A 26,792-nucleotide genomic window follows, 5' to 3' on the forward strand; every position below is an offset into this window, starting at 1 on the left:
CACTAAAATTGGTGGATATGAACCCTTCATTATAACAATGCATTGGTGCGGCGCGTCAGAATGAGATATCAGGAATTTCCGCCCCCGCCGGGGCTGGCCGGGCTGGTCGACTGCCTGTGGCTGTCCGAAGCCCCTGCCGCGCCTGCCGACCCGGCGCTTTTGCCCGTCGCGCACCGCGTTTTGCCGGACAATTGCACCGATATCCTGTGGCAGGACAGCGGCAATGCCTTCTTCGTCGGCATGATGAGCACGTGGTTCGATGTGCCGGCGGCGCGCCGCGTGCGCACGGTAGCGGTGCGCTTCCGCCCGGGCGCAGCCAGCCTGTTCGTGGGGCCGGTGCCGCTGGCGAGCCTCATCGACCAGCGCGCCGGCCTGGACCAGCTTTGGGGCCGCTCGGCGGCGGACCGGTTCGGCGACAAGCTTTGGTCGGTCGCGCGCAGCGATGCGGAACGCTTGGCGCTGCTGACGGAAGCGCTTTACGCCCGCCTTTCGCTTGCCCCGGCCGGCGCGCGCGCCGCCAGCGCCCTTGCCTCGCGCGTGGCAGCTGCCGCGCCAGCCGGCCAGTCGCTCGCCCTGCATGCCGTGGCGCAGCTTGAAGCCAGCGGCGGCGCCTTGCGCGTCGAATCGCTGGCAGCGGCGCTGGGCGTTTCGCGCCAGTACCTCGCCAACCAGTTCCGCGACCATGTCGGCCTGTCGCCCAAACTCTTCGCCCGCATCTGCCGCTTCCGGGCCGCCCGCACTGCCGCCCTTGCAGCCGAGCCTGGACGGCATGGCCACGACTGGGCCACCCTGGCCCTCGACAGCGGCTATTTCGACCAATCCCACCTGATCCGCGATTTCCAGGACTTCACCGGCGCCTCGCCAGACGCCCATTTAGGTAATCCGTAGGCCTTCGCGCCCTGTCGCGAGAACCTTAGATTTTCGGGCCAAATTGGTCTGACCAAAGTGAGATTTCGGTAGATTTTTCCGGAACTTTCGGCGTTTCGCTTGTCTAAAGTTTCGCGCTCTCAAAAATCTACCAAAATCTAACTTTGGTCAGACCAATTGAGGGCAAAAATCTAAGGTTCTCGCGAAGGAGACGAACGTGTTACCGACCCTCTGTATAGCGCTTTCCGCGCCCACGCTGCGCGCCTTCCTGGAATACCAGGGCGAACACAGCGAAGTTGCCCCCGCCATCGTCGCCGATCTCGCCATTCGGGACTGGCTGGAACGCCAGCGCGAGTTGGCCAAGCCTGCCTCACAGCGAGGCTATCGCTGGAAATCACTGTTCCTGCCAGAAGGCACGCGGCTAAGGACCTCCAATTACGCTGTGACCCGCTATGCCGTCATCGTCGGTGACGACCTGGTCCACCAAGGCAGGACCATGTCACCCAACCAATTCGTACAAGTGTCGCTGGGCTCAACGCGTAGCGCATGGGATGCCATTTACATCCAGATGCCCGGCTCGCGCGAATGGACGCTGGCCCTGCGCCTGCGCTACGCACAGGAAGCCGAAGCGCGCCGCGCTGCCTATCGTGCGGCAAATGCGCAGAAAGAACAGGCCAACAAGCGCGACTAGTTTCCATTTTTCCAATCGCGGCGGCGGCCGGCATGGCAAGATGCGGCCATCAACCACCCACTGGAGGAGAACACCATGATCAAAGGCCTGCGCACCGCGATTTACCCCACCCCCGACCTGGCAGCCGGCAAAGCCTGGTACAGCAAGGTATTCCAGATGGAGCCCTACTTCGACCAGCCCTTCTACGTCGGCTTTGAAATTGGCGGCTTCGAGCTGGGCCTGCTGCCGGACGGCGAACCCGGCAAGGCCGGCAGCCAGGTCTACTGGGGCGTGGAAGACATTGCCAAAGAAGTCCAGCGCATCCTCGCACTGGGAGCAAGCACTCACTCAGAAATCCAGGAAGTGGGCGAAGGCATCAAGGTGGCCGAGCTGGCCGACCCGTTCGGCAATGTCCTCGGCCTGATTGAGAACCCGCATTTCGACAGGGCCAAGGTCGCGTGATACCATGCACCCCCTATGCGCAAACGCAATAACAAATCCATCCTGATCAAGACGCCCGACCAGGTCGAGCTGGCCCGCGTGGCCGGCCAACTGGCGGCCGACGTGCTGACCTTCATCGCACCGCACGTCAAGCCGGGCGTCTCGACCGCCCAGCTGGACCAGCTGTGCAACGACTACATCGTCAACACCCAGAAAGTCATCCCGGCCAACGTCGGCTACGGCGGCTTCACCGGCACCGTCTGCACCTCGGTCAACGAGGTGGTATGCCACGGCATCCCGACCCCGAAGAAGGTGCTGAAGGATGGCGACATCATCAACATCGACGTGGCCGTCATCAAGGACGAATGGTTCGGCGACACCAGCCGCATGTACTACGTCGGCACGCCGTCAAAAGCGGCGCAGAAGCTGTGCGAAGTGACGTATGACGCGATGTGGGCCGGCATTCGCGCGGTCAAGCCGGGCAACCGCCTGGGCGACGTCGGGCACGCGATCCAGAAGCTGGCCGAAGCGGCCGGCTACAGCGTGGTGCGCGACTATTGCGGCCACGGCATCGGCATGGTGTATCACGAAGACCCGCAGGTGCTGCATTACGGCCGCCCGGGCACCGGCCTGCTGCTGGAGCCGGGCATGGTGTTTACCATCGAGCCGATGATCAATGCAGGCAAGCACGCCACGCGCGCACTGCCGGACGGCTGGACCGTGGTCACGGCCGACAGGTCGCTGTCGGCGCAGTGGGAGCATATGGTGGCGGTGACCGAGACCGGCTTCGACGTGTTGACGCTGGCGCCCGGCGAGCAAAACCGGTAATTCGATGTCTGACCCGCAGGGTCAGACACCTGGCCTGCGGCGGCCGCGTACCGGGTGTCTGACCCTGCGGGTCAGACACCGGTTTACCGGTTCTAGCGCAAAGTCAGTTTCAACGCCGGCTTCTCACCATAATCCTCATAGCGCTCATTGATCCCGCCGACGCAATAGCTGATCTCTTCCAGCAAATCCGCCGGCATCTTCCTCGCATCGGTAATAACAATCTCCAGCACCTCATTGGGCTTGAGCCGGAAGCGCGTCATATTGTCCTCATCGCGCAGATAGGACAGGCAATCGACCCAGGCATCGATCGTCGCGCCATACCCCGACGGGAACCCGAGTTCCGCCTGGCAGGCAGCATGAAAAGCCGCCTCATCGCCGATTACGGCCCCGTTTAACGTAGCAACAGCCATTATTTCTTTTCCTTCGGATCGGTGACGAAACCAAGACGGGTCAGGCCATGCGACTGCGCCGCCGCCATCACCTGCGCCACCACTTCATAGCGGGTATCCTTGTCCGCCCGCAGCTGCAACTCCGGCTGCTGCGGCAAGCCCGCCGCCTCGGCCAGGCGCTCCTCAAGCTCGCCCGGCTGCAAGGCATCGTTATTCCAGTAAACCGTGCCGGCGGCATCGATGGCCAGGGTCACGGTATCGGCCTCCTGCTGCAGCGCCTTGGCCTGCGCCTTGGGCAGTTCCAGCTGAACTGCACTGGTAAACATCGGCGCGCTGATGATGAAGATCACCAGCAGCACCAGCATCACGTCCACCATCGGCGTGACGTTGATGTCCGCCATGGATTCCTTCTGCCGGTGATGGTTGAAGGAGCCGAATGCCATCAGTTCAATCCCTGGCCAGGTAAGCGTGCAAGTCGTGCGCGAAGGCGTCGAGCTCGGACAGCGTGATGCGGTTGATGCGGTTAAAGCCGTTATACGCCAGCACCGCCGGAATCGCCACGGTCAGGCCGACGCCGGTCATGATCAGCGCCTCGCCCACCGGACCGGCCACCTTGTCGATCTGCACCGTGCCCTGCGCCGACACCGCCGCCAGCGCGTGGTAGATGCCCCACACGGTGCCCAGCAAGCCGACAAACGGCGCGGTCGACGCGATCGACGCCAGCAAGGTCAGGCCCGATTCCAGCCGCGTGGTCGAGACATGGATCGCATCGCGCAGTACGCGCGTGACCTGCTCCGAGCGCCCCATTTCGGCGGCGATGCTGCCGCCCTTGGCGTGCGCCAGCTGGTGCGCCCCGGCCTGCGCCACAGCCGCAAAGATTCGCTCCTGGTCGCGCGCCGCCATCAGCGCCACGCCATCGGCCACTGAGGGCGCGTCCCAGAACGCCTGCACCACCGGCGCCGCGCGCCGGATGCGCCACGAAGCCCAGCCCTTCCACAGGATGAAGAACCAGGAGGCCAGGGACATCGCCAGCAGCAGGTAGGCCACGGCATGGCTGATTGCGTCGCCGCGCTGCCAGTAGCTGGCGAAGGTAAAGTGCTCCATCAGCCGATCAGCCGTTCAGGCCCAGCACGTCGTACATATCGTACAAGCCGGTCTTCTTGTCGGCCAGCCATTGTGCCGCGCGCAGCGAGCCGTTGGCGTAGTGCTGGCGCGAAGAAGACTTGTGGCTGATTTCGATGCGCTCGCCCTCGGTGGCAAACATCACGGTATGGTCGCCGATGATGTCGCCGCCGCGCACGGTGGCAAAGCCGATCGAGGACGGATCGCGCGGGCCGGTCACGCCTTCGCGCGCGAACACGCCGCACTCCTTCAGGTCTCGCCCCAGCGCATCGGCAATCACCTCGCCCATTTTCAGCGCGGTGCCGGACGGCGCATCGACCTTGTGGCGGTGGTGCGCCTCGATGATCTCGATGTCGTAGCCCAGGTCGAACTGCTTGGCGGCGAACTCCAGCAGCTTCAGCGTCACATTGACGCCCACGCTCATGTTCGGCGCGAACACGATCGCGGTCTTTTGCGCCGCCGCCGCGATGGCCGCCTTGCCCGCTTCATCGAAGCCGGTGGTGCCGATCACCATCTTCACGCCATGCTCGGCGCAGTAGGCCAGGTGGGCCAGGGTCCCTTCCGGGCGGGTGAAGTCGATCAGCACGTCGGCGCCGGCCAGGCCGGCGGCCAGGTCGGCGGTGATGGCCACGCCGGCCGGCTGGCCGGTAAAGGCAGCGGCGTCGCTGCCCAGGGCCGGCGCGCCTTCGCGGTCCAGCGCGCCGGACAGGCGTGCCTCGGGCGCCTTCTGCACCGCCTCGATCAACATATGGCCCATGCGGCCGCTGGCGCCGGCGATGGCGATATTCAGTTGCGTCATCTCGCTGTTTCCTCGGTTATTGCTTGGTGCCCGATTCCTGGCCGCCCGGTAGCGGCGCCTTGCCCGGCGCCAGGTTGCCCTTGGCATCCTCGGACTTCTTGAATTCCTTGATCGGGCCGGCGATGCGTGCGATGTATTCCTGTTCGGTCGGCAGGTCGCCGCCCTCGAAGCTGGCCACCTTGTCATCCTGGTCGAAGAACACCACCACCGTGCTGGTGGTCAGCTCGCCATTGCCCTTGGCCAGGCGGAACGGGTAGTCCCAGCGCTTGCCGTGGAAGGCATCGGCCATCAGCGGCGTGCCGAGCAGGAACTTGACCTGGTCCTTCGTCATGCCGTTCTTGAGCTGGGCCAGCATCTCCTTCGACACGAAATTGCCCTGCTGGATATCGGGGCGGTAGGGCGAGAAGAACCACAGGAATTTCTGCGTCTTGGTGATCTGGGTGGTCTGGGCCCCCTGCGAGGCTTCCACCGGGGCCACGGTGGCTGGCTTGCTGGCGCAGGCAGCCAACAGGGCGGCAGCCAGCAGCGGAGTGCTACGTTGCAACAAAGACAGCGGGGTCAAACGCATATTATGCATACCTCAATTCCGTGAGCAGAAGTGCCTAAAACGCTATATCATAAAGCACTTCCCGCAACTGACGTTAGCAAACATGAGTAACAGCCCTACCGACCTGAAGGCCTCCGGCCTGAAGGCTACCCTGCCGCGCCTGAAGATCCTCGATATTTTCCAGAGCAGCCCCGTGCGCCACCTGACGGCGGAAGACGTGTACAAGCTGCTGCTGGCCGAAAACATGGACGTCGGCCTGGCCACGGTGTACCGCGTGCTGACCCAGTTCGAACAGGCCGGCTTGCTCAACCGCAACCATTTCGAAAGCGGCAAGGCGATTTTCGAGCTCAACGAAGGCTCGCACCACGACCACCTGGTCTGCCTCGATTGCGGCCGGGTGGAAGAATTCGTCGACGAAGAGATTGAAAAGCGCCAGCAAAGCATCGCCGCCGAGCGCGGCTTCAAGATCGCCGAACACGCGCTGGCCATCTACGGCAGCTGCACCAAGGTCAACTGCCCGCACAAGCATTGATTTTTCAGTGGTTGCTCAGCGCGTTCGACAGCAGCCGCGACGTGATATCGACAATCGGGATCACCCGCTCGTACGCCATGCGGGTCGGCCCGATCACCCCCAGCGTCCCCACGATCTTGCCGTTGGCCTCATAGGGCGCGGTGACCACGCTCATTTCATCCATCGGCACCAGCTGCGATTCGCCGCCGATGAAGATCTGCACGCCGGAGGCCTTGGACGACACGTCCAATAGCTGCATCAGCCCGGTCTTTTGCTCGAACAGGTCGAACATCGCGCGCAGCGAGCTCATGTTCGAGGACAGGTCGGCCACCGACAGCAGGTTGCGCTCGCCGGCGATCACCATGTCTTCCGATTCGGCCATGGCCTCGCTGCCCGCCTCCACCGCCGCCTGCATCAGGCGCCCCATATCGTCGCGCAACTGGCGCAGCTCATGCTGCAGGCGCCCGCGCACGTCCTCGAACGACAGCCCGGAATAGTGCTGGTTGATGAAATTGGCCGACTGCTGCAACTGGGCCGGCGTGTAATCGACGTCGGTCAGCAGGATGCGGTTTTGCACGTCGCCGCCGGGTGAAACAATCACCAGCAGCACCCGCTTTTCGCCCAGGCGCAGGAATTCGATCTGCTGGAACACCGACTCGTGGCGCGGCGCCAGCACCACGCCGGCAAACTGGGTCAGCGACGACAGCATCTGGGCCGCATTGGCAATCAGCTTTTGCGGCTGCGGCGAGGCCGCGCGCAGGCTGGCCTGCACCGCGCTTTCATCGATGTGCTGCACCGTCAGCAGGGTGTCGACAAAGATGCGGTAGCCGCGCGGGGTCGGCACCCGTCCCGCCGAAGTATGCGGGCTGGCCACATAGCCCTGCTCTTCCAGGTCGGCCATGATGTTGCGGATGGTGGCCGGCGACAGCTCCAGCCCGGAGATCTTGGACAGGGCGCGCGAGCCCACCGGCTGGCCGTCGGCGATGTAACGCTCAACCAGGGCTTTGAGCAGGGTTTGGGCACGGATATCGAGATGCATAGGCCTATTCTGCCAACTGTTGTTCCAGCCACGCAAGCAATTCATCGAGCGTGGCGCAAATCGCGTCCGGCTGCGGCGCACCGTCCGGCAGGCCGGCGCCGTGTCGGTTCATCCACACCGCGCGCAAGCCGGCCGCCTGCGCCCCCGCCACGTCCAGCGCCAGGTCGTCGCCCACGTACACCGCATCGTGCGGCGCCACGCCCAGCGCCTGGCAGGCCGCGCGGAAGATGTCCGGCGCCGGCTTGGCCGCGCCGAAACGGGCCGCCGCCAGCGATACCTCGAAATGGTGGGCCAGGCCGATCACTTCCAGGTCGGCATTGCCATTGGAAATCGTGCCCAGCTGCACATGCTGGCGCAGCTTGAGCAAGCCCGGCAGCACATCGTCGTACGGCGTGACTGCATTGCGCGCGGCAAAGAAGTGCGCCATCGCGCCCTCGACATGAGCGGCGTCCTCGCCGGCCGCGGCAAAGGCCGCGTGCAAGCTGGCGCGGCGCAGCTGGCCCAGGTCGATCAGCAGTTCCGGCTGGGCCGCCGCCAGTTCGGCGCGGTGCGCGCGCAAGGCATCGATCGACCATTGCGCCGCCACCCTGGGCGCATGGGCCGCCAGCCAGGCGTGCAGCGTCAGCTCCGCTTCAGCGATGACAGGCGCGATCGGCCACAGGGTGTCGTCCAGGTCGAACAGGATGGCTTTCGGCTTCATGGGCGCATTGTACCGCGCCGCGGTTGCAAGCTGTTACAAGGGAAAAGCTGGCCAAATCGGCTATGGATGGTGCAAATGCACTAAAATAGGCGCCGATTTGACCGCGCGACGCGCGCAACCGACTGGAGAAAGTGGAATGAAGAGTAAGTATCTGTCTGCCGCCGCCGCGCTGCTGTGCGTCGCCGGACTGGCCGCCTGCGGCGGCAAGGGCAATGGCAGCATCGCCCTGGTAGTCCAGGTCCTCGGACTGGACCGCGGCGACCTGGTGCTGCAGAACAATGGCGGCGACGACCTGACCATCACCACCGCTGGCAACGGCAGTTATTCCTTCAAGACGCTGATGGCTCCGGACTCCCAGTTCAATGTGAGCATCAAGAGCGTGCCGGCCAACGTCAGCTGCAAGCTGGCCAACAACACCGGCAAGATCAACTACTACACCTACAACCAGACCGTCGTGACCTGCACCCCCGACCCGTACCCGCTGGGCGGCACGGTCAGCGGCCTGGCCGGCAGCGGCCTGGTGCTGGCCAACGGGGCCCAGACCGTGAACGTGGCCGCCAACGGCAGCTGGCAGTTCGCCACCCCGATCGGCAACGGCAGCGTGTATGGGGTCACCGTGCTGAACCAACCGACCAACCCCAGCCAGAAATGCACGGTCGCCGGTGGCACCAACGGCAACGGTACCGGCAAAATCGAGCCAAGTAAGGATATCAATTTCAACTTGATCGTGACTGTTACCTGCAACTAAGAAAGAGTCCAGATGAAAGCAAAATTCCTTGTCGCGGCCCTGCTGGCCGTCGCCCTGGCAGCCTGCGGCGGCAAAGCCAGTTTCACCATTGGCGGCACCATTTCCGGCCTGAACAACAGTGGCCTGAAGCTGAAAACCGCTGCCGGCGACACCGTCGAAGTGCCAGCTGGCGCCACCACCTTCAGCTTCCCCAACAGCATCAGCTACGGCACCGAATACAAGGTCGAGATCGTGCAGCAGCCGGCGCACATGACCTGTGACTTCCTGGGCGGCACCAATGTCGGTTCGGCTGGCCACACCACCTCGATCAACATCCAGATCAGTTGCGTCCAGAACGCCTACGCCGTCACCGGCACCGTGGAACGCTTGACCACTGGCGACTTGACGCTGGTGAACGGTAGTTCGAGCATTGTGGTCGCCAAGGGCGCCACCACCTTCGCCCTGCCCAACCTGCTCCCGGTCGGCACCGCCTACGGCATCAGCGTCCTGACCCAGCCGCCCGGCCTGAAGTGCGAAGTCCTCAACGGTAGCGGCGTAATGGGCGACGAGCCCCGCAACAACGTGCAAGTGGTCTGCAACCCGGCGTGATATAAGCAAGTGGAATGACTGGAATTCCAAAAATAAATTGGAACAATATGCCGCGACGCAGCATAATTACACCTGTCTCCTCCACTTCTTAACAGAAATGGATTCAGCCCGCTCCCTGAGCGGGCTTTTTTTTGTTCCGGCGCCGACCACCTTGCCCTCGCCGGGTCAGCCTTGCTGGCTGCGCCGCTGGTAAGCTATAGTCGGCTACTTTTCGAGAGCGTCCCCAAGTAGAAGGCAAGCACCGCTTGAAACAAGAAAAACTACACCTGCTGTTCATTTGCCCCACCGTTGCCGGCTATATTGGCGGCACCGAAACGGTGGTCAGCCAGTTCTGCCAGCGCCTCAAGCACAAGGCGCAGATCACCCTGCTCAGCGGCGAGCCCGGCGCAGGCCGCAAGCGCCTGGTCGACCTGGAAGGCGTCAAGCTGCTTACCCTGCCGTTCATCGCCCGCGACAGCAAGCTGAACCGAGTGCTCAGCAAGCTGCTCATGACCAGTCCGTTCAAGATCGAGAGCTACAGCTTTTTCCGCTCGCTCGGGCAAAGCGGCATGGACCTGTCGCGCTACGACTACATCGTGACCTTCTACGAAGCCGATGCCTACCTCTTGTCGAAGCGCTACCCGGCGCTGCGCCAGCGTTGCCGCCATTTCCTGCCGGGCGTATCGCTGCGCGGCTTCTTCAAGCGCGTGCCGGCCAAGGACGTGTTTTACCTCGGATACCGCGCAGCGGAAAAGACCCGACGGAAATGGGGCCTGGAGATCCAGTCGCTGCCGCTGGGCGTGGACGGCGCCTTCTTCCCGCCCAGCCCACCGGCCTACCCGGCCGGCAAGCGCCTGCTGTACATCGGCCGCCTGGATGGCAGCAAGAACGTGGACTGGCTGGCGGACTTTTTCATGCAAAGCGGCCTGGCCCGGCAAGGCTACCACCTCGACATCGTCGGCGACGGCCCGCTGCTGGACAGCCTGCTGGCCAAGTACGGCAACGAGCCAAGCATGACTTTCCACGGCAGAAAGCGCCAGGAAGAAGTGATCGGCATCCTGCGCCAGGCCTTCCTGCTGCTGCACCCGACCGACCACGAAAGCTTTGGCCTGACCATCCTGGAAGCGATGGCAGCCGGGATTCCCGTCCTGACCCACGGGCTCGACAGCATCAAGGCCTGGGCCGGGGAACACCCGCGCTACGCCGCCCACCTCGATGCCGCCGCCTGGACCCGGGAAATCCAGAAATTCGAGCAGCCCGCCTACTGGCTCAGCGCCAGCGCCGGCAGCCTCGAGTACGCCAAATCGTTCACCTGGGAGCGCGTGGCAGACCAGGTGCTGGAACTGATCGCCACATGAAAGTCGGGGTCAGGTCTGGCAATCCGCCACAAATTTCGCTATGCGAAATTTGTGGCGGATTGCCAGACCTGACCCCGACTTTCAATCAGACAGGCAGGTTGGCCAGCGCGACGTAGGCTTCCACCGGCACCATTTCCGGGCGGTCTTGCGGGTTGATGCCGGCCGCTTCCAGCTGCTCCGGCGTGAACATGCCAGCCACGCAGTTGCGGATTACTTTCCGGCGCTGCGAGAAGGCTTTCTGCACCACCGCTTCCAGCCGTGCCGGGTCGCAGGCCAGCGGCTGCTCGATCGGGATCATGCGCACGATGGCCGAATCGACTTTCGGCGGCGGGTCGAAGGCGTCCGGCGGCACGATGAACAGCAGGGCCATGCGGTAGCGCCATTGCAGCATCACCGACAGCCGGCTGTAGGCCTTGGTGCCGGGTTCGGCCACCATGCGCTCCACCACTTCCTTTTGCAGCATGAAATGCTGGTCCTGCACGATGGGGGCGAATTCGGCCAGGTGGAACAGCAGCGGCGAAGAGATGTTGTACGGCAGGTTGCCCACCACGCGCAGCTTTTTCCCTTCCGGCACCGGGATGTAGCCAAAGTCGAACTTCAGCGCGTCGCCGGCGTGGATGGTCAGTTTTTCGCGTGGGTAACGCTTTTCCAGGCGCGCCACCAGGTCGCGGTCCAGTTCCACCACGTGCATGTGCGGCAGGGACTTGAGCAGCAGGTCGGTCATGGCGGCCAGTCCGGGGCCGATTTCCACCATGGTGTCGCCGGCGGCCGGCGCAATGGAATCGATGATGTCGCCGAGGACGCGGTCGTCCTGCAGGAAGTTCTGGCCGAAGCGTTTGCGGGCAATGTGTTTCATGGTTGTTCTTTCTGCTTATTGGCTGGCCTGCGCCATCTGCAGCGCCGCCTCCAGTGCGGCCTGCATGCTGGAGCAGTCGGCGCGGCCCAGGCCTTGCGCGGCCAGGTCGAGCGCAGTGCCGTGGTCGACCGAGGTGCGGATCAGCGGCAGGCCGAGCGTGATGTTGATGCCGTGGCCGAAGGTGGCGTACTTCAGCACCGGCAAGCCCTGGTCGTGGTACATGGCCAGCACGCAGTCGGCGTCTTTCAGATACTTGGGCTGGAACAGGGTGTCGGCCGGGTACGGGCCGCGCGCATCGATGCCGCGCGCGCGCGCAGCTTCCAGCGCCGGGGTGATGGTATCGATCTCCTCGCGCCCCAGGTAGCCGTTTTCGCCGGCATGCGGGTTCAGGCCCGCCACCAGGATGCGCGGCGCGGCGATGCCGAACTTGCCGCGCAGGTCGGCCTGGATGATGTCCAGCGTTTGCGCCAGGCTCTCTTGCGTGAGCGCGGCGCTGACCTCCTTCAGCGGCAAGTGGGTGGTTGCCAGCGCCACGCGCAAGGGCGGCGCATCTTCTGCGCGGGCGGCTGCACGCGGCTGGCCGGCCAGCATCATCACCACGCGCGCGGTGCCGGTCTGCTCGGCAAAGTATTCGGTGTGGCCGGAAAAGGGCACGCCGGCGTCGTTGATGGTGGATTTCTGCACCGGGGCGGTGGCCACGGCTTCGAACCAGCCGGCGCGGATGCCTTCGATGGCGGCGTCCAGCGTGGCCAGCACGTAGCGGCCGTTTTCCTTGTCCAAGACGCCCGGCTGCACATGGGCGCCGAGCGGGATGTCCAGCGCGCACAGGCGGTCCGCGCCGAAGTGCGGCAGGCCGGCATTGCGCGCCGCCATGGTGGTGACGGCGCTGATGCGGATCTCGGGATCGATGGCCGAGGCGGTCATGGCCAGGAAGGCGGCGTCGCCCACCAGCACCGCATTGACCTGGTGCCGCATGGCCCAGGCGGCGCGGATGGCGATTTCCGGCCCGATGCCGGCCGGCTCGCCGGTGGTGATGGCAATCACCGGACGAACCCCGGGGCGCACACCTGGGCGACGTGCTTGCAGGTTGGCGCTCATGGTGTCCCCCGCCTGCTTATTTCAACGATTCGTCGCGGAACTCGACGTAGGCGCGGTCGCGCACCTGGCGCTGCCAGTCTTCCACCGCTTCCACCAGCTTGCGCTCGCGCAGGGCGTTGCGGGCCGCGGCGCGCTGCTTCTCTTTCGAGACGTCGTCGGTCTTGCGCTCCAGCACCTCGATCAGGTGGTAGCCGAAGGACGATTCGACCGGTTCGGACACCTGGCCCAGTTTCAGGCCGTTCATGGCCTGCTCGAATTCGGGCACGGTGTCGCCAGGGTACAGCCAACCGAGGTCGCCGCCCTTGCTGGCGGTGCTGTCGTTGGAGAACAGGCGCGCCAGCTCCTCGAACTTGGCCGCCTTGTTGTCCAGGCGCTCCTTCAGTTCCAGCAGCTTGCGCTTGGCGTCGGCCGCGCTCATGGTCGGCGTGACTTTCAGCAGGATGTGGCGGGCATGGGTCTGCTGCACGGTTTCCTGGGCAGCCGCTTCGGCCATGCTGCGCTTGTCGACCAGCTTCAGGATGTGGAAGCCGGCCGCGCTCTTGATGATCGGGGTGTTCTGGCCCGGCTTCAGCTTGTTCAGCGCCTCGGCGAAGATCGGCGGCAGCGCGCTGCCCGGGCGCCAGCCCACGGCGCCGCCCTGCAGCGCGTCGGACGCGTCGGAATAGGTGGCGGCCATCTTGGCGAAGTCGGCGCCGGTGCGCAGCTGGCGCAGCACTTCTTCGGCGCGCTTCTGGCGCTGGCCCAGCACTTCGGGCGAAGCATTTTCCGGGATGCGCACCATGATCTGCGAGATGTTCAGCTCGAACTGCTCGGACGCCGCCGCTTTCTCGGCAGCGATGAAGCTGTCCACTTCCGCTTCGCCGATGGTGATCTTGTTGTCGACCTCATACTCGCGCAGGCGCTGCATGATGATCTCTTCGCGGATCTCTTCGCGGAAGGAGGCGAAGGTGGTGCCCTCCTTCTCCATCTGGTTGCGCAGCTGCTGCACCGTCATCTTTTGCTGCTCGGCGATGCGGGCAATGGCGCGGTCGAGCATATTGTCGTCCACCCGCACCCCCATTTCCTTGGCCAGCTGCAGCTGGGCGCGCTCCACGATCATGCGCTCGAGCACCTGCTTGCGCAGTTCGGCCTGGTCAGGCACGGCCAGCTTCTGCTGCTGCATGCGCGCCACGATGGTGGCCGCGCGTTCGTTCAGTTCACGCTGGGTGATCACTTCATCGTTGACGATGACGGCGATGGCGTCGATCGGCGCGTTGGCCGACTGGCCCGGCGGCGTGAAGCCCTTCGATGGCGCCGCCTTGGCAGCAGCGGCTGCCGGCACTGCCGGCTTGGCAGGCTTGGCGTCCTGCGCCAGGGCCGGGACGGCAAGGGAAGCACACAGCAGGGCAACAGCTAATTTGATCGGGTGCATATCTGAAACGCTCATGTATCAGTGTGGATGAAATCGAAAGCTTAACGGCCTTCATTGACGCGGCGATAGCCAGGAATGCTGTTCTTCAGCACCTCCAGCGGGTTGCCGAAACCGAGCTTGGACAAGCCGTTCAACTCCAGTTGGAAGAAGAACTGGGTCGAGGTCTTCTTGGCCGTGGTGACGAAGCGCTGCGCGCCCATGCGGAATACCCAGCAATCGCAGTTGTATTCCAGCCCCACCACGCTTTCCAGCATCTTGTGCTCGCGCAGCGAGTATGACACGCGGCCGACGCCGAACCACTTGTCCGAGATCGGCCACTGGGTCGACAGGTCGGCATTCTTGAAGCTGTCGCGCACATAGCGGTAGCCGGCGTTGAGCACCTTGTAGGTGCCCGGCTGGTACTGCAGCGACATATTCGAGGTGGTGACCTTGCTGGTGCTCGGGTTGTACTGCACCAGGCTGTCGATGCCCCAGGAATTGGAGATGCGGCCGGTGGCCGCCAGCAGCATGTCGGAACGGGTGCTGTTGACCGGCGTTGAATTGTCGATCTGCACGCGCTGGTCGGCGAAGTAGAAGCGCTGGCCGAACGCCAGGCGCAGGCGCTCGGCGCCGGACGACTCCAGGAAGCGCGACACGACTGCCGCCGTCACCTGGTTGGCGTCGCCGATGCGGTCGGAACCGACAAAGCGGTTCTCGCTGAAGATCTGCGAGAAGTTGAAGGTGGCCGGCGCGGTGTCGAAGTTCGGGTACTGGTCCTGCTTGCGGTACGGCGTGTAGACGTAGAACAGGCGCGGCTCCAGGGTCTGCGTCAGCTTCTTGCCGGCAAACTTGGTATCGCGCTCGAAGATCAGGCCCGAGTCGAGCGAGAAGGTCGGCACCGCGCGCTGCAGCGAGCGCGACGGGTCGCTGCCGAAGGCGTCAAGCTGGTAGGCGCTGGCGTTCAGCATCACTTTCGGCGTCACGAAATAGGAAGCGCCGATGATCGGGTAGCTGAGCTGCGGCACCGCCACCAGGCGGTTGCCCTTGATCATGTCCGGGTGCCAGAAGCGGGTCAGCTCGGAATCGAGCTGCCAGTCGAAGCCGCCGACGTCGTAACGGGCCGCGTGCAGGTTGATGGCCGGCAGGCGGTCGTAGGGACGCGAGACGAACAGCGATGGGTCCGCGGGATAGCCCGGATCCTGCAGCACATGGTATTTCTGCGCGCGCGCTGTCAGGCTCCAGTATTCGCCGCCGTAATCGGTGCGCAGCTCCTTGAGCAGCTGGCGCTCGGACGACGAGGCCACGGTCTTGGAAAAGTCGCTCGGGTAGTTATTGTCCGACGCGGCACGCAGGTTCCAGCCATAGGTCCAGTCCTCGGTCAGGTGCTGCGTGTGCACCGTATGCAGCTGCCAGCGGTCGCGATTGGCTTCCTTGTCGTTCGGCAGGTACTCGAGCAGGGTCCTGCCCTCGTAGTAGTTGCCGGCGTCGGTCTCGCCCATGTAGCGGGCGACGCCGCCCAGTTGCAGGCCGCGGCGCGCGATGTAGCGCGGGTACAGCGTCAGGTCGCGGTTGGGCGCGATATTGAAGTAATACGGCAGCACCAGCTCGGCCCCGCCGCGCGAGGAGTACGACGGCGTCGGCGGCAGCCAGCCGGAGCGGCGCGCGCCCGACAGCGAGAACGACATGGCCGGCGTGCCCAGGATCGGCACGTCCTTGAAGTAGATCAGGGTGGCGCCGGCCGTGCCGACGTCGCGCCCCTGGTCCAGGTTCAGCGAACGCGCCTTCACATACCAGTCCGGGTTCGGGCCCTGGCAGGTGCTGTAGGTGCCATCGACCACCTGGGCTTCGTCGTCGTTCAGGAAGTTGATGCGCTGCGCCTTGCCCTGGGCGTTATTGGCTTCCAGCTGGTAGGTCGGCTGCAGCGCATAGCCGCGCGCCGTTTCCAGGTTCAGTTTCAGTTCATCGGCCGTGTAATAGTCGCCGAAGCGCCACAGGCGCACATTGCCCTTGGCCTCAAGCTCCTGCTCCACCTGCTGGAAGCTGGCCGAGTCGGCGGTCACGCGCGTCTTGTCGTGCACGACTTCCACGTCGCGCATCAGGCGCAAGTCGCGCTCGGGGCGGCCGGCCATGTCTTCGGCGCGTATGGTGGTCGGTGCATTCTTGTCTTCCACATGCGGCGGGCGCTTGGCCGCTGGATGCGACTGCGCATGGGCGGACATCGCCGCGGTGGCGGCGGCAATGGCGGTCAAGGCGAACGCCCAGCGCTTTGGGTTGGGGGGTGCCAGGAACCGGGTCATGGGTGGGACGCGTGAAACACCATAAAGGCGATTTTTTAATGTGAATCCCTTATTATATGGGAATCTTTACCACTCACTGGATTTCGCAGGCTGCTTTAATGTCTTTATTGTCTAATTCACCATCCCCAGCCGCCGATCCACGCCTTGCCGAGCTTACCGAATGGCTGCAAGGCACCGGCCTGGTGGACGCCGCTTCGGCGCGCCCTGCCTCCGAGGATGCCAGCTTCCGCCGCTATTTCCGCGTTGACGTGCTGCCGGCGCACCGCGCCGCGCACGGCGCCACCCTGGTCGCCATGGACGCCCCGCCGCAGCGCGAAAACGTGCCGGCTTACGTGAAGGTCCAGGGATTGCTGGAAGCTGCGGGCGTGTCGGTGCCGAAAATCGCCGCCGAAAACGTCGCGCAGGGCTTCCTGCTGCTGTCCGACCTGGGCACCACCACCTACCTGCAGGCGCTGAACCACGATTCGGCCGCCACCCTGTATGCCGAAGCGCTGTCGTCGCTGGTCAAGATCCAGCAGGCGAGCCAGCCCGGCGTGCTGCCGGAATTCGACCGCGCCTTCATGCTGCGCGAGCTGAATATCTTCCCCGAGTGGTATATCGGCAAGCACCTGGCTGCCACCCTGAGCGAGAAGCAGCAGCAGGAACTGGACAAGGTGTTCGAGGCGATCCTGGCCAACTGCCTGGCCCAGCCCCAGGTCTATATGCACCGCGACTACCATTCGCGTAACCTGATGTGGATGGACGAGGGCAACCCCGGCATCCTCGACTTCCAGGACGCGGTATGGGGCCCGGTCACCTACGATGCCGCCTCGCTGCTGCGCGACGCTTACGTATCGTGGGACGAGGAACTGGTGCTGGACTGGCTGATCCGCTACTGGCAGCACGCGCGCAGCGCCGGCCTGCCGCTGAAGAAGGACTTTGACGAGTTCTACAAGGACTTCGAATACATGGCCTTGCAGCGCCACCTGAAGATCCTCGGCATCTTCTGCCGCCTGAACTACCGCGACGGCAAGCCGCACTACCTGGGCGACCTGCCGACCGTGATGGAATACGTGCGCAAGACCGCCAACCGCTACCGCGAGCTGAAGCCGCTGATCAAGCTGCTCGACTCGCTGGAAGGCACCGCGCCGCAAGTCGGCTACACCTTCTGAGGGGCGACGCATGAAAGCCATGATCCTCGCCGCCGGCCGCGGCGAACGCATGCGGCCCCTGACCGACACCTGCCCCAAGCCGCTGCTGAAAGTGCGCGGCCGGCCGCTGATCATCTGGCACATCCTGAACCTGGTGCGCGCCGGGATCACGGAGATCGTCATCAACCATGCCCACCTCGGCCACATGATCGAGCAGGCGCTGGGCGACGGCTCGCAGTTCGGCGCCCAGATCCAGTACTCGCCGGAAGCGGAAGCGCTGGAAACGGCAGGCGGCATCGCCAATGCCCTGCACCTGCTGGGCGAAGCCCCCTTCCTGGTGCTGTCGGGCGATATCTACTGCCCGCACTTCGATTTTTCCGAAGCGCTGGACGTGCTGAAGGACAAGGACCACCGCGGCGACCCGTACCCCGCCCACGTGCGCGACATCGCCTGGATCTGGCTGACGCCCAACCCGTGGCACAACCCGGAAGGCGACTTCGCCCTGAACCTGTACACCGTTTCCGGCCAGGGCTCGCCGAAGTGGAACTTCGCCAATATCGGCGTGTACCGTCCCGAGATGTTCGCCGGTATCACGCCGGGCCAGAAGGCCGGCCTGGGCAAGCTGCTGTTCGAATACGCCGACCAGGGCCGCATCGGCGGCGAGATCTACCAGGATGAATGGGTCAACGTCGGCACCGTGCGCCAACTGGAAGAACTGAACGCATGAAACCCTACTCCGACCGCCGCGCGCGCCTGCTGGCCCAGATGGAAGCGGGCAGCGTGGCGGTCATCGGCACCGCGCCCGAAGCGACGCGCAATGCCGACACCGAATACCCCTACCGCCACGACAGCTCCTTCTACTACCTGACCGGCTTCACCGAGCCGGAAGCTGTGCTGGTGCTGGTGGCGCCGCGCGGCAACGCCGCCGCGCAATCGATATTGTTCTGCCGCGAAAAGCACCTCGAATCCGAAATCTGGGACGGCTACCGCTACGGCCCCGAGGCCGCACGCGAGGCGTTCGGCTTCGACGCCGCCCACCCGGTCGGCGCGCTGGACGAGCACATGGTGCGACACCTGTCCAACGCCAGCGCCCTGTACGCCTCGCTGGCACGCGGCGGCGAAGAGCAGCAGCGACGCTGGTTCGACGGCGTGCGCAGGCTGTCGCGCAGCGGCACCACCGCGCCGCCCGCGCTGCGCGACCTGCCTTCCCTGGTCGATGAAATGCGGCTGTTCAAGGACGAACACGAGCGTGCCATCATGCTGCGCGCCGGCGAGATCTCGGCAGGCGCCCACGCCCGAGCCATGCGCTTTGCCGGCGCCCATGGCGCTGGCGCCTTCGAATACGAACTGGAAGCCGAACTGCTGCACGAGTTCCGCCGCCATGGCGCCCAGTTCCCCGCTTACACGCCGATCGTGGCCTCCGGTCCCAACGCCTGCGTCCTGCACTACAACGCCAACAACCGCCGCACCCAGGACGGCGACCTGGTGCTGATCGACGCCGGCTGCGAACTCGATGGCTACGCCTCCGACATTACCCGCACCTTTCCGGTCAACGGCCGCTTTAGCCCCGCCCAGCGCGAGCTGTACGAGCTGGTGCTGGCCGCGCAACAAGCCGCCTTCGCCGCCATTAGGCCCGGCCGCAAATACCACGACGCCCACGACGCCGCCGTGCAAGTGCTGGCGCAGGGCATGCTGGACTGCGGCCTGCTGCAAGGCACGCTGGACGAAGTGCTGGCCGAGAAAAAATACACGCAGTTCTACATGCACGGCACCGGCCACTGGATCGGCATGGACGTGCATGACGTCGGCCTGTACCGCGACGTAAGTCGCGAAGACAAGCCTTCGCGCCTGCTGCAAGCCGGCATGGCGATGACGGTGGAACCTGGCATCTACGTGCGCCCGGCCGAAGACGTGCCGGAAAAGTACTGGAACATCGGCATCCGCATCGAAGACGACGTGATCGTCACCGATGGCGGCTTCCAGCTGTTGACGGGCGGCGCGCCCAAGACAGTGGCCGAGATTGAAGCTTTGATGAAATGACTGATTACGATATCGCCATTTGCGGCGCCGGCCCGGCCGGCATGGCCCTGGCAGCAATGCTGGTAAAACGCGGCGTCGACGCCGCCCGCATCGTGCTGGTGGACGCCAAGCCGCTCGAACAAGCCATGCAGGACCCGCGCACCCTGGCCCTGTCCTACGGCAGCCGCCAGATCCTCGAGCAGGTCGGCGCCTGGCCGATCCACGCCACCGCGATTCACGAGATTCACGTTTCGCGGCGCGGCCAGTTCGGCCGCAGCATGATCACGCGCGACGAACACAGGCTGCCCGCGCTGGGCTACGTCACGCGCTATGGCGCCATCGTCGAAGCACTGGGCAACGTCTGCCAGCGCCTCGGCATCGCCGCCTTGCGCCCGGTGCGCGTCAGCGGCAGCGACGAAGCCGCCGACAGCGCCACGCTGCACCTTGAAAGCGAAGGCCAAAGCCCGCGCGTGCTGCGCGCCGCCGTGGTAGTGCAAGCCGAGGGCGGATTGTTCGGCGAGCAGGCCGACAAGGCCGAAACGCGCGACTACCGGCAGACCGCCATCATCGCCCAGGTCAACACCAGCGCCCCGCTGGCGCACCGCGCTTACGAACGCTTTACCAGCGAAGGCCCGCTAGCCCTGCTGCCCCAGGACGACGGCTACTCGCTGGTCTGGTGCGCGCGCCCCGCCAGCGCGCAAGCCATCCTCGCACTGGACGATGGCGCCTTCCTTGCCAAGCTGGGAGAGACCTTCGGCGAGCGCCTGGGCAAGTTCACGCACGCCACGCGCCGCCTGGCCTTCCCGCTCGGCCTGAACGCAGGCGTCACCGGCAGCGCGCGCAGCGTCGCCATCGGCAATGCCGCGCAGACCCTGCACCCGGTAGCCGGCCAGGGCCTCAACCTCGGCCTGCGCGACGCCACCGAACTGGCACGCGCACTGGCACGCGGCGCCACCCCACAGGCATTGGAAGAATACGCCGCCCAGCGCCGCCGCGACCGCAAACTGACTGTGCGCCTGACTGACACGATGGCCCGCGTCTTCGCCAACGAATCGCTGCTGCAGCCCCTGCTCGGCCTCGGCCTGGCCGCCATCGACCTCGCAGCCCCAGCGCGCGCCGTGCTGGCCGAATTGATGATGTACGGCCGCCGCTAAGGGAAACACCATGCGCCGCCCTGCCTTCGCGCTGCTCGCCGCCCTGCTGGTGCCAGGCGTGCAGGCACGCGACAGGATGTCCTGGCTGATGCCCGACGTGCCGCCTGCCTCGATGCCGGTGGACGGCAAGCCCACCACCGGCATCGCCGACCAGATCGCGCTATACATCAGCGCCCGCTGGCCCGAAGCCGAGCACCGCTTCATCTACGCCAATCCCAAACGCACCTGGCTGATGATCGAGCGCGGCGAGCAAGCCTGCGTGGTGGCCGCCTTGCGCAATGCCGAAAGGGACAAGCTGGCCTACTTCGTCAACACCAACCTGGTGCCGCCGCTGCAGCTGGTGGCGCAGGCCAGCACCCTGCCGCGCCTGCCGCTGAACGCCCATGGCGAAGCCGACCTGCAGAAATTATTGTCCGATCCCGTCTTGCGCGGCATCGTGGTGGAACGCCGCAGCTACGGCGCAGCAGTGGACGAATTGCTGGCCGGGCGCCCCGCCAATTCAAGGCTGGAGACCACCTCGGTCGGCGATTACGGCCGCAATGTGCTGAAGCTGGTGGTGCACGGCCGCGCCGACTACACCCTCGACTACGACTACGCGCTGCAATACGCCAGCAAAGCCGAGCCTGAGATCGGCGCGCTGAAAACGGTACCGATCGCGCAAAACAACAAACCCATGCTGGGCGGCATCGCCTGCCCGCGCAACGCCTGGGGCATGGCGGCAGCGAAACGCATCGACCAGATCGTCGGCACCCCCGAAGGCGCCGCCGCCATGATCAAAGCGCAGAACAGCTGGCACACCCCGGCCTCCCAGCAACGCTACGCCGCCCAGATCAGCGAATTCCAGCGCCAGCGCGCCAAACCCACCCACTAAAACAGAAGAGCCCGTGTCACACCTTGGGGTCACACCCCAACTGTGCCACGAGCTCATCCTTGGTAACACTTGGGCCCGTGTCACACTAGGGGTGTGACCCCAGGGTGTGACACGGACTCGGCTGTGAGTGCAGGCCTTATTCGACGGCCTTCACCATGTCTTCCAGCACTTTCTTGGCGTCGCCAAATACCATCATGGTCTTGTCCATGTAGAACAGCTCGTTGTCCAGGCCTGCATAGCCGGACGCCATCGAGCGCTTGTTAACGATGATGGTCTTGGCCTTGTAGGCCTCGAGAATGGGCATGCCGGCAATCGGGGACTTGGGGTCTTTCGCCGCCGGGTTCACCACGTCGTTCGCGCCCAGCACCAGTACCACGTCTGCCTGCGCGAACTCGCTGTTGATGTCTTCCATCTCGAATACCTGGTCATAAGGCACTTCGGCTTCCGCCAGCAGCACGTTCATATGGCCCGGCATGCGGCCGGCGACCGGGTGGATCGCATACTTCACCGTCACGCCGTGGTGGCCAAGTTTTTCGACCAGTTCCTTCAGCGCGTGCTGGGCGCGTGCCACCGCCAGGCCATATCCAGGAACGATGATCACGGTTTCGGCGTTCTGCATCAGGAACACGGCGTCATCCGACGAACCCGACTTCACATTGCGCTGCGCTTGCGCGCCGCCTGCCGCCGCAGCGGAGGTGTCGCCGCCGAAGCCGCCCAGGATCACGTTGAAGAACGAACGATTCATGGCCTTGCACATGATGTAGGACAGGATCGCGCCAGAGGAACCCACCAGCGAACCGGCGATGATCAGCATCGAGTTGTTGAGCGAGAAGCCAATGCCTGCCGCCGCCCAGCCCGAGTAGGAGTTCAGCATCGACACCACCACCGGCATGTCGGCGCCGCCGATCGGGATGATGATCAGCACGCCCAGCACGAAAGCAATCGCCGTCATGACCAGGAATGGGCCCCAGGCCGGCTCGCTGCCGCCGCTGAACACGAATACCAGGCCCAGGCCAATCATCACCAGCGCCAGCACCAGGTTCAGCATGTGCTGGCCGCTGAATACGACAGGTGCGCCCTGGAACAGGCGGAACTTGTACTTGCCGGCCAGCTTGCCGAAAGCGATCACCGAGCCGCTGAAGGTAATCGCCCCGACAAAGGTGCCGATGAACAGCTCGATGCGGTTACCGACCGGCAGTGCCTGGCCGCGTGCTGCGATGCCGAAGGCATGCGGCTCGGCCACGGCAGCAATGGCGATGCAGACCGCCGCCATGCCGATCAGCGAGTGCATTGCCGCCACTAGCTCGGGCATCTTGGTCATTTCGACGCGCTTGGCCAGGACCGCGCCAATGCCGCCCCCGACTAGCACGCCCAGCGCCACCAGGCCGAGGCCCAGGCTGCCCGACCCGCTACGGGCATGCACGTCCAGACCCATCGAGCGCGCCAGGGCCGCAACCGCCTCCGCGCTTTCCGCTGCCGCAGCAGCGTCGTGCTTGAGGCGCAGGATCAGCGCGATGGTGGTCACGGCGGCAATCGCCATGCCGGCCATGCCGAAGGCATTGCCCTTGCGTGCCGACGCCGGCGACGACAACCCTTTCAGCGCCTGGATGAAGCAGACAGACGCGATCAGGTACATCATCGTGACAAGGTTCATGGTGATGAAGCTCATGCCTTGGCCTCCTTCTCGGCCGCCGCTGCAGCACCGGCCGCAGGCACCGCTTTCTTCTCCTTCTTCTTGAACATCTCCAGCATGCGCTGGGTGACCAGGAATCCGCCGAACACATTGACCGCGGCCAGCGCCACGGCGATGGTGCCCATGATTTGCCCAACCAGGCCCTCGGTCAGCGCAGCCGCCAGCATGGCGCCCACGATGATGATGGCCGATACTGCATTCGTTACCGCCATCAGCGGCGTATGCAGCGCCGGCGTGACGTTCCAGACCACGTGATAGCCCACGTACACGGCCAGCACGAAGATGATCAGGTTGATGATGGTGTGACTGACTTCCATTCGTCTCTCCTATTTCCGCAACTGCTCGCCGCCATGGCAGACCAGCGTTGCTTTGATGATTTCATCCTCGCGGTCGATGACCAGCTTGTCCTCTTTATCGAAGACCAGCTTGAGGAAGTCCAGCACATTGCGCGCATACAGGGCGGAGGCGTCCGCCGCCACGTGGCAGGCCAGGTTCGGCTCACCCACGATGTACACGCCATGCTTGACCACCGTCTTGCCCAGTTCGGACAAGGGGCAATTGCCGCCCTGCTCCACCGCCAGGTCGACGATGACGGAGCCGGGCTTCATGGCCTTCACGGTTTCTTCGGAGATCAGCACCGGCGCCGGGCGGCCCGGAATCAGTGCCGTGGTAATGACGATGTCAGCCTGCTTGGCGCGTTCATGCACCAGCTCCGCCTGGCGTTTCATCCATTCAGGCGGCATCGGGCGCGCATAGCCGCCTACGCCCTGCGCGATCTCGCGCTCTTCGTCGGTCAGGTAAGGCACGTCGATGAATTTTGCGCCGAGCGACTCCACCTGTTCTTTCACTGGCGGACGCACGTCGGACGCCTCGATCACGGCGCCCAGGCGCTTGGCGGTCGCAATCGCTTGCAGGCCGGCCACGCCGACGCCCATGATCAGCACACGGGCAGCTTTCACGGTACCCGCTGCGGTCATCAGCATGGGCATGAAACGCTGGTAGGTATTCGCGCCAACCATCACGGCCTTGTAGCCCGCGATATTGGCCTGGGAGGACAGCACGTCCATCGACTGCGCGCGCGTGATACGCGGCACAGCTTCCAATGCAAACGCGGACAGGCCGGAAGCCGCCATGGCCGCAATGTTTTCCCCGTCAAAAGGATTCAGCATGCCGACCAGCACGGCGCCCGGTTTCATCAGGCTGCGCTCCTCGGCGTTCGGGGCGCGTACCTTCAGTACCATTTCCGCACCCAGTGCCTCTGCCGCGGTGCCAATGGTGGCGCCGGCAGCGGCATATGCTTCATCCGTCACCGAGGCTGGAATGCCGGCTCCCGCCTGCACGATCACCTGGTGCTTGACTGCTAGTTTCTTGACCGTCTCGGGCGTTGCCGCCACCCTGGTCTCCCCCGGCCTTGACTCGGCCGGTACGCCAATCTTCATAATGCCTCCAAATAGTGGGAAAAACTGACTAAAATCTAACATGAAATGTTCTACGGCCAACATTACCTATGCCGAATTGTTGCAATGCACAAGCATTTCACGCCGTGGTCACAACGAAGAGGCAAGATCAGGCTACAATGTCGGGTCTTCTGAGGATGGACTAACATGCCGCGCACCTGGAAACCGAATGTCACAGTCGCCGCCGTCATCGAGCGCGACGGGAAGTTTCTCCTGATCGAGGAAGAAACCAGTGACGGCATTCGCCTGAACCAGCCCGCCGGCCACCTCGATCCCCTGGAGTCGCTGGAACAGGCTGTCATCCGCGAAACGCTGGAAGAAACCGCTTACGATTTCACCCCGACCGCCCTGGTAGGCATGTATATGTCGCGCTACCGCTCGGCGCGTACCGGCCAGCTGGTGACTTTCCTGCGCTTTGCCTTCTGCGGCGAGGTTGGCGCCTACTATCCGGATCGCCCACTCGATGAGGGCATCCTGCGCACGCATTGGATGACGCGCGATGAAATCGCGGCCTGCCGCGAACGCCACCGCAGCCCCCTGCTGCTGACTTGCGTGGACGAATACCTGGCGGGCAAGCGCGCTCCGCTGGAGATCCTGCACACCCACGTGTCGGTATTCGAAGAAGTCTGAAGGTTTCTTCTAGTTTGGATAATTTGCAACACCCTGCCTGGGGCGCGCCGCTCCCATGGCTCAATTGGACCGCATCATGAGCAAGAAAAAAGTAGTCATCGGCATGTCCGGTGGCGTTGATTCCTCCGTTTCCGCTTGGTTACTGAAAGAACAAGGCTATGAAGTTGTCGGCCTGTTCATGAAGAACTGGGAAGACGACGACGATTCCGAATACTGTTCCTCGCGCCAGGACTGGATCGACGCGGCCAGCGTGGCCGATGTGGTGGGCGTGGACATCGAAGCCGTCAACTTTGCCGCAGAATACAAAGACCGCGTGTTTGCCGAGTTCCTGCGCGAATACCAGGCCGGCCGCACCCCGAACCCGGACGTTTTGTGCAATGCGGAGATCAAGTTCAAGGCCTTCCTCGACCACGCCATGCACCTGGGCGCGGACCTGATCGCCACCGGCCACTATGCGCGCGTGCGCCACAACACCGCCACCGGCCGCCATGAACTGCTGAAAGCCGTCGACCACACCAAGGACCAGAGCTACTTCCTGCACCGCCTGAACCAGGCGCAGTTGTCGAAGACCCTGTTCCCGCTGGGCGAAATCCCGAAAACCGAAGTGCGCAAGATCGCAGAGAAGCTGCAGCTGCCGAACGCAGCCAAGAAGGATTCCACCGGCATCTGCTTCATCGGCGAGCGTCCGTTCCGCGAATTCCTGAACCGCTACCTGTCCTACAAGGCTGGTCCGATCAAGACGCCGGACGGCAAGGTGGTGGGCGAGCACGTCGGCCTGTCCTTCTACACCCTGGGCCAGCGCAAGGGCATCGGCATCGGCGGCGTGAAGACTTACCAGAACGCGGACGGTTCCTCCGACGCCTGGTATGTGGCGCGCAAGGACGTTGAAAACAATACGCTGTGGGTAGTGCAGGGCCATGACCACCCGTGGCTGCTGTCGGAAGCGCTGCATGCCGGCCAGGCAAGCTGGGTTGCCGGCGTGGCGCCGGAGGCAGGCCGCATCAGCGCCAAGACCCGCTACCGCCAGGCCGACGTGCCGTGCGACGTTGCCGCCAACGGCGACAGCGAATTCGCGCTGAAATTCATGGATGCCCAGTGGGCAGTCACCCCGGGCCAGTCGGCCGTGCTGTACGACGGCGACGTCTGCCTGGGCGGCGGCATCATCGACGGCTCAAACTTCGTCTGATCCCCCGGCCGGGTCGGCGCCCTGCGCGTCGGCCTGCGCCTTCTGCTGCCGCTTCACCGTTGCGATGATGGTGTTGCGGATGGTCTTCAATACCGTACCGCCATTGAACGGCTTCACGATATAGCCGTTGATGCCCATTGCATGGGCCTTCTGGATCGTCGCCTGGTCGAATTCCGACGACACCATGAAGATCATGGCTTTCGGCCAATCCTTGCGCATGGCCAGCATGGACGGCTCGTCGGCCTCGATGCAGTCGCGCGAGATGCAGATGATCTGGGGCTGGTGCTTGATCAGCAGCACATTGCCCGCCACGCAGGTGTGCGCCTGGCCGACCACGTCGTAGCCGCCGTCGATCAGCACCGTGTTGAGCAGGCCGCGGGCAATGGCACTGCTGTCGATAAGAACCGCTTTTAACATCAGGAGGT

At 64.4% G+C, this 26,792-nt stretch carries 30 protein-coding genes; 15 read left to right on the forward strand and 15 right to left on the reverse strand.

Annotation, left to right across the window (positions count from 1 at the left end):
* The first annotated feature begins 60 nt into the window (after positions 1-60).
* From ACN9M3_RS29895 to map, 4 genes are all read left to right on the forward strand, one after another.
* Positions 61-888, forward strand: coding sequence for an AraC family transcriptional regulator (locus ACN9M3_RS29895; protein WP_426319531.1), 828 nt, complete (start codon positions 61-63; stop codon positions 886-888).
* A 196-nt stretch (positions 889-1,084) separates the two neighbouring features.
* Positions 1,085-1,558, forward strand: coding sequence for a hypothetical protein (locus tag ACN9M3_RS29900; protein ID WP_426319532.1), 474 nt, complete (start codon positions 1,085-1,087; stop codon positions 1,556-1,558).
* Positions 1,559-1,633: 75 nt separating this feature from the next.
* The gene (locus ACN9M3_RS29905; RefSeq protein WP_426319533.1) at positions 1,634-1,999 is read left to right on the forward strand and encodes a VOC family protein; all 366 of its coding nucleotides are present in this window, start codon (positions 1,634-1,636) and stop codon (positions 1,997-1,999) included.
* A 15-nt stretch (positions 2,000-2,014) separates the two neighbouring features.
* Positions 2,015-2,806: a type I methionyl aminopeptidase gene (gene map, locus ACN9M3_RS29910; RefSeq protein WP_426319534.1), complete on the forward strand. Its 792-nt coding sequence runs from the start codon at positions 2,015-2,017 to the stop codon at positions 2,804-2,806.
* Between the two features lie 92 nt (positions 2,807-2,898).
* Here the strand turns inward: map and ACN9M3_RS29915 are convergent, their stop codons facing one another.
* Genes ACN9M3_RS29915 through ACN9M3_RS29935 form a run of 5 tightly spaced genes read right to left on the reverse strand, consistent with a single transcriptional unit; the run spans position 2,899 to position 5,660 of the window.
* The gene (locus tag ACN9M3_RS29915; RefSeq protein ID WP_426319535.1) at positions 2,899-3,216 is read right to left on the reverse strand and encodes a barstar family protein; all 318 of its coding nucleotides are present in this window, start codon (positions 3,214-3,216) and stop codon (positions 2,899-2,901) included.
* A complete protein-coding gene (locus tag ACN9M3_RS29920; protein WP_426319536.1) occupies positions 3,216-3,638 on the reverse strand; it encodes an ExbD/TolR family protein in 423 nt (140 codons plus the stop codon). The genes ACN9M3_RS29915 and ACN9M3_RS29920 overlap by 1 nt, the downstream gene beginning before the upstream one ends.
* Positions 3,639-3,642: 4 nt before the next feature.
* The gene (locus tag ACN9M3_RS29925) at positions 3,643-4,299 is read right to left on the reverse strand and encodes a MotA/TolQ/ExbB proton channel family protein (RefSeq protein ID WP_426319537.1); all 657 of its coding nucleotides are present in this window, start codon (positions 4,297-4,299) and stop codon (positions 3,643-3,645) included.
* A 7-nt stretch (positions 4,300-4,306) separates the two neighbouring features.
* Complete coding sequence (gene dapB / locus ACN9M3_RS29930) at positions 4,307-5,116, reverse strand: 4-hydroxy-tetrahydrodipicolinate reductase (protein ID WP_426165764.1); 810 nt, start codon at positions 5,114-5,116, stop codon at positions 4,307-4,309.
* Positions 5,117-5,132: 16 nt separating this feature from the next.
* Positions 5,133-5,660 (reverse strand): outer membrane protein assembly factor BamE, encoded by a 528-nt coding sequence (locus ACN9M3_RS29935; protein WP_426165766.1) that lies wholly within the window; start codon positions 5,658-5,660, stop codon positions 5,133-5,135.
* 106 nt (positions 5,661-5,766) lie between these two features.
* Between ACN9M3_RS29935 and fur the strand changes: the two genes are divergently transcribed.
* Positions 5,767-6,195 (forward strand): ferric iron uptake transcriptional regulator, encoded by a 429-nt coding sequence (gene fur / locus ACN9M3_RS29940; RefSeq protein WP_090439976.1) that lies wholly within the window; start codon positions 5,767-5,769, stop codon positions 6,193-6,195.
* 4 nt (positions 6,196-6,199) lie between these two features.
* On the opposite strand, the gene hrcA is transcribed toward fur, so the two are convergent.
* Positions 6,200-7,213, reverse strand: a complete 1,014-nt coding sequence (gene hrcA, locus ACN9M3_RS29945) for a heat-inducible transcriptional repressor HrcA (RefSeq protein ID WP_426165769.1) — start codon at positions 7,211-7,213, stop codon at positions 6,200-6,202.
* 4 nt (positions 7,214-7,217) lie between these two features.
* Entirely contained in the window at positions 7,218-7,913 is a 696-nt protein-coding gene (locus ACN9M3_RS29950; RefSeq protein WP_426165771.1) for an HAD family hydrolase, read from the reverse strand.
* Positions 7,914-8,049: 136 nt separating this feature from the next.
* Between ACN9M3_RS29950 and ACN9M3_RS29955 the strand changes: the two genes are divergently transcribed.
* The 3 genes from ACN9M3_RS29955 to ACN9M3_RS29965 all read left to right on the forward strand — a co-directional run bounded on the left by ACN9M3_RS29955 (position 8,050) and on the right by ACN9M3_RS29965 (position 10,586).
* Positions 8,050-8,661 (forward strand): hypothetical protein, encoded by a 612-nt coding sequence (locus ACN9M3_RS29955; RefSeq protein WP_426165773.1) that lies wholly within the window; start codon positions 8,050-8,052, stop codon positions 8,659-8,661.
* 12 nt (positions 8,662-8,673) lie between these two features.
* Positions 8,674-9,249, forward strand: coding sequence for a hypothetical protein (locus ACN9M3_RS29960; RefSeq protein ID WP_426165775.1), 576 nt, complete (start codon positions 8,674-8,676; stop codon positions 9,247-9,249).
* Between the two features lie 245 nt (positions 9,250-9,494).
* Positions 9,495-10,586 (forward strand): glycosyltransferase family 4 protein, encoded by a 1,092-nt coding sequence (locus tag ACN9M3_RS29965; protein ID WP_426165777.1) that lies wholly within the window; start codon positions 9,495-9,497, stop codon positions 10,584-10,586.
* 85 nt (positions 10,587-10,671) lie between these two features.
* Here ACN9M3_RS29965 and rsmA read toward each other — a convergent pair whose 3' ends face one another.
* The 4 genes from rsmA to ACN9M3_RS29985 are packed head-to-tail and all read right to left on the reverse strand — an operon-like array spanning position 10,672 to position 16,227.
* Entirely contained in the window at positions 10,672-11,442 is a 771-nt protein-coding gene (gene rsmA / locus ACN9M3_RS29970) for a 16S rRNA (adenine(1518)-N(6)/adenine(1519)-N(6))-dimethyltransferase RsmA (protein WP_426165779.1), read from the reverse strand.
* 15 nt (positions 11,443-11,457) lie between these two features.
* On the reverse strand, positions 11,458-12,540 hold the full coding sequence (gene pdxA, locus ACN9M3_RS29975) for a 4-hydroxythreonine-4-phosphate dehydrogenase PdxA (RefSeq protein WP_426319538.1): 1,083 nt from the start codon (positions 12,538-12,540) through the stop codon (positions 11,458-11,460).
* 16 nt (positions 12,541-12,556) lie between these two features.
* Positions 12,557-13,966 (reverse strand): peptidylprolyl isomerase, encoded by a 1,410-nt coding sequence (locus tag ACN9M3_RS29980; RefSeq protein WP_426319539.1) that lies wholly within the window; start codon positions 13,964-13,966, stop codon positions 12,557-12,559.
* A 26-nt stretch (positions 13,967-13,992) separates the two neighbouring features.
* The gene (locus ACN9M3_RS29985) at positions 13,993-16,227 is read right to left on the reverse strand and encodes an LPS-assembly protein LptD (RefSeq protein WP_426319540.1); all 2,235 of its coding nucleotides are present in this window, start codon (positions 16,225-16,227) and stop codon (positions 13,993-13,995) included.
* A gap of 98 nt (positions 16,228-16,325) precedes the next feature.
* On the opposite strand from ACN9M3_RS29985, the gene ACN9M3_RS29990 reads away from it, so the two are divergent.
* Genes ACN9M3_RS29990 through ACN9M3_RS30010 form a run of 5 tightly spaced genes read left to right on the forward strand, consistent with a single transcriptional unit; the run spans position 16,326 to position 21,401 of the window.
* A complete protein-coding gene (locus ACN9M3_RS29990) occupies positions 16,326-17,378 on the forward strand; it encodes an aminoglycoside phosphotransferase family protein (RefSeq protein ID WP_426319541.1) in 1,053 nt (350 codons plus the stop codon).
* Positions 17,379-17,388: 10 nt separating this feature from the next.
* Positions 17,389-18,084 carry an N-acetylmuramate alpha-1-phosphate uridylyltransferase MurU gene (gene murU, locus ACN9M3_RS29995; RefSeq protein ID WP_426319542.1) on the forward strand — a complete coding sequence of 232 codons (696 nt, stop codon included), beginning with the start codon at positions 17,389-17,391 and terminating at the stop codon, positions 18,082-18,084.
* The gene (pepP, locus tag ACN9M3_RS30000) at positions 18,081-19,397 is read left to right on the forward strand and encodes a Xaa-Pro aminopeptidase (RefSeq protein WP_426319543.1); all 1,317 of its coding nucleotides are present in this window, start codon (positions 18,081-18,083) and stop codon (positions 19,395-19,397) included. The genes murU and pepP overlap by 4 nt, the downstream gene beginning before the upstream one ends.
* The gene (locus ACN9M3_RS30005) at positions 19,394-20,530 is read left to right on the forward strand and encodes a UbiH/UbiF/VisC/COQ6 family ubiquinone biosynthesis hydroxylase (protein ID WP_426319544.1); all 1,137 of its coding nucleotides are present in this window, start codon (positions 19,394-19,396) and stop codon (positions 20,528-20,530) included. The genes pepP and ACN9M3_RS30005 overlap by 4 nt, the downstream gene beginning before the upstream one ends.
* A gap of 10 nt (positions 20,531-20,540) precedes the next feature.
* Positions 20,541-21,401 carry a TIGR02285 family protein gene (locus ACN9M3_RS30010; RefSeq protein WP_426319545.1) on the forward strand — a complete coding sequence of 287 codons (861 nt, stop codon included), beginning with the start codon at positions 20,541-20,543 and terminating at the stop codon, positions 21,399-21,401.
* A gap of 136 nt (positions 21,402-21,537) precedes the next feature.
* On the opposite strand, the gene ACN9M3_RS30015 is transcribed toward ACN9M3_RS30010, so the two are convergent.
* The 3 genes from ACN9M3_RS30015 to ACN9M3_RS30025 are packed head-to-tail and all read right to left on the reverse strand — an operon-like array spanning position 21,538 to position 24,533.
* Positions 21,538-23,070 carry an NAD(P)(+) transhydrogenase (Re/Si-specific) subunit beta gene (locus ACN9M3_RS30015; RefSeq protein ID WP_426319546.1) on the reverse strand — a complete coding sequence of 511 codons (1,533 nt, stop codon included), beginning with the start codon at positions 23,068-23,070 and terminating at the stop codon, positions 21,538-21,540.
* The gene (locus tag ACN9M3_RS30020) at positions 23,067-23,411 is read right to left on the reverse strand and encodes an NAD(P) transhydrogenase subunit alpha (RefSeq protein ID WP_426319547.1); all 345 of its coding nucleotides are present in this window, start codon (positions 23,409-23,411) and stop codon (positions 23,067-23,069) included. Before ACN9M3_RS30020 ends, ACN9M3_RS30015 begins: the two co-directional genes overlap by 4 nt.
* Positions 23,412-23,420: 9 nt before the next feature.
* Complete coding sequence (locus tag ACN9M3_RS30025; RefSeq protein ID WP_426319548.1) at positions 23,421-24,533, reverse strand: Re/Si-specific NAD(P)(+) transhydrogenase subunit alpha; 1,113 nt, start codon at positions 24,531-24,533, stop codon at positions 23,421-23,423.
* Between the two features lie 165 nt (positions 24,534-24,698).
* On the opposite strand from ACN9M3_RS30025, the gene ACN9M3_RS30030 reads away from it, so the two are divergent.
* Together ACN9M3_RS30030 and mnmA are read left to right on the forward strand one after the other, a co-directional pair.
* Positions 24,699-25,181 carry an NUDIX hydrolase gene (locus tag ACN9M3_RS30030; protein ID WP_426165803.1) on the forward strand — a complete coding sequence of 161 codons (483 nt, stop codon included), beginning with the start codon at positions 24,699-24,701 and terminating at the stop codon, positions 25,179-25,181.
* Between the two features lie 76 nt (positions 25,182-25,257).
* Positions 25,258-26,367 (forward strand): tRNA 2-thiouridine(34) synthase MnmA, encoded by a 1,110-nt coding sequence (gene mnmA / locus ACN9M3_RS30035; protein ID WP_426165805.1) that lies wholly within the window; start codon positions 25,258-25,260, stop codon positions 26,365-26,367.
* On the opposite strand, the gene ACN9M3_RS30040 is transcribed toward mnmA, so the two are convergent.
* Positions 26,353-26,784 (reverse strand): response regulator, encoded by a 432-nt coding sequence (locus ACN9M3_RS30040; RefSeq protein ID WP_426319549.1) that lies wholly within the window; start codon positions 26,782-26,784, stop codon positions 26,353-26,355. The genes mnmA and ACN9M3_RS30040 overlap by 15 nt on opposite strands.
* Between the last annotated feature and the right edge of the window lie 8 nt (positions 26,785-26,792).

Source organism: Pseudoduganella sp. R-43, from assembly GCF_049913255.1.
Classification (GTDB): Bacteria; Pseudomonadota; Gammaproteobacteria; order Burkholderiales; family Burkholderiaceae_D; genus Rugamonas.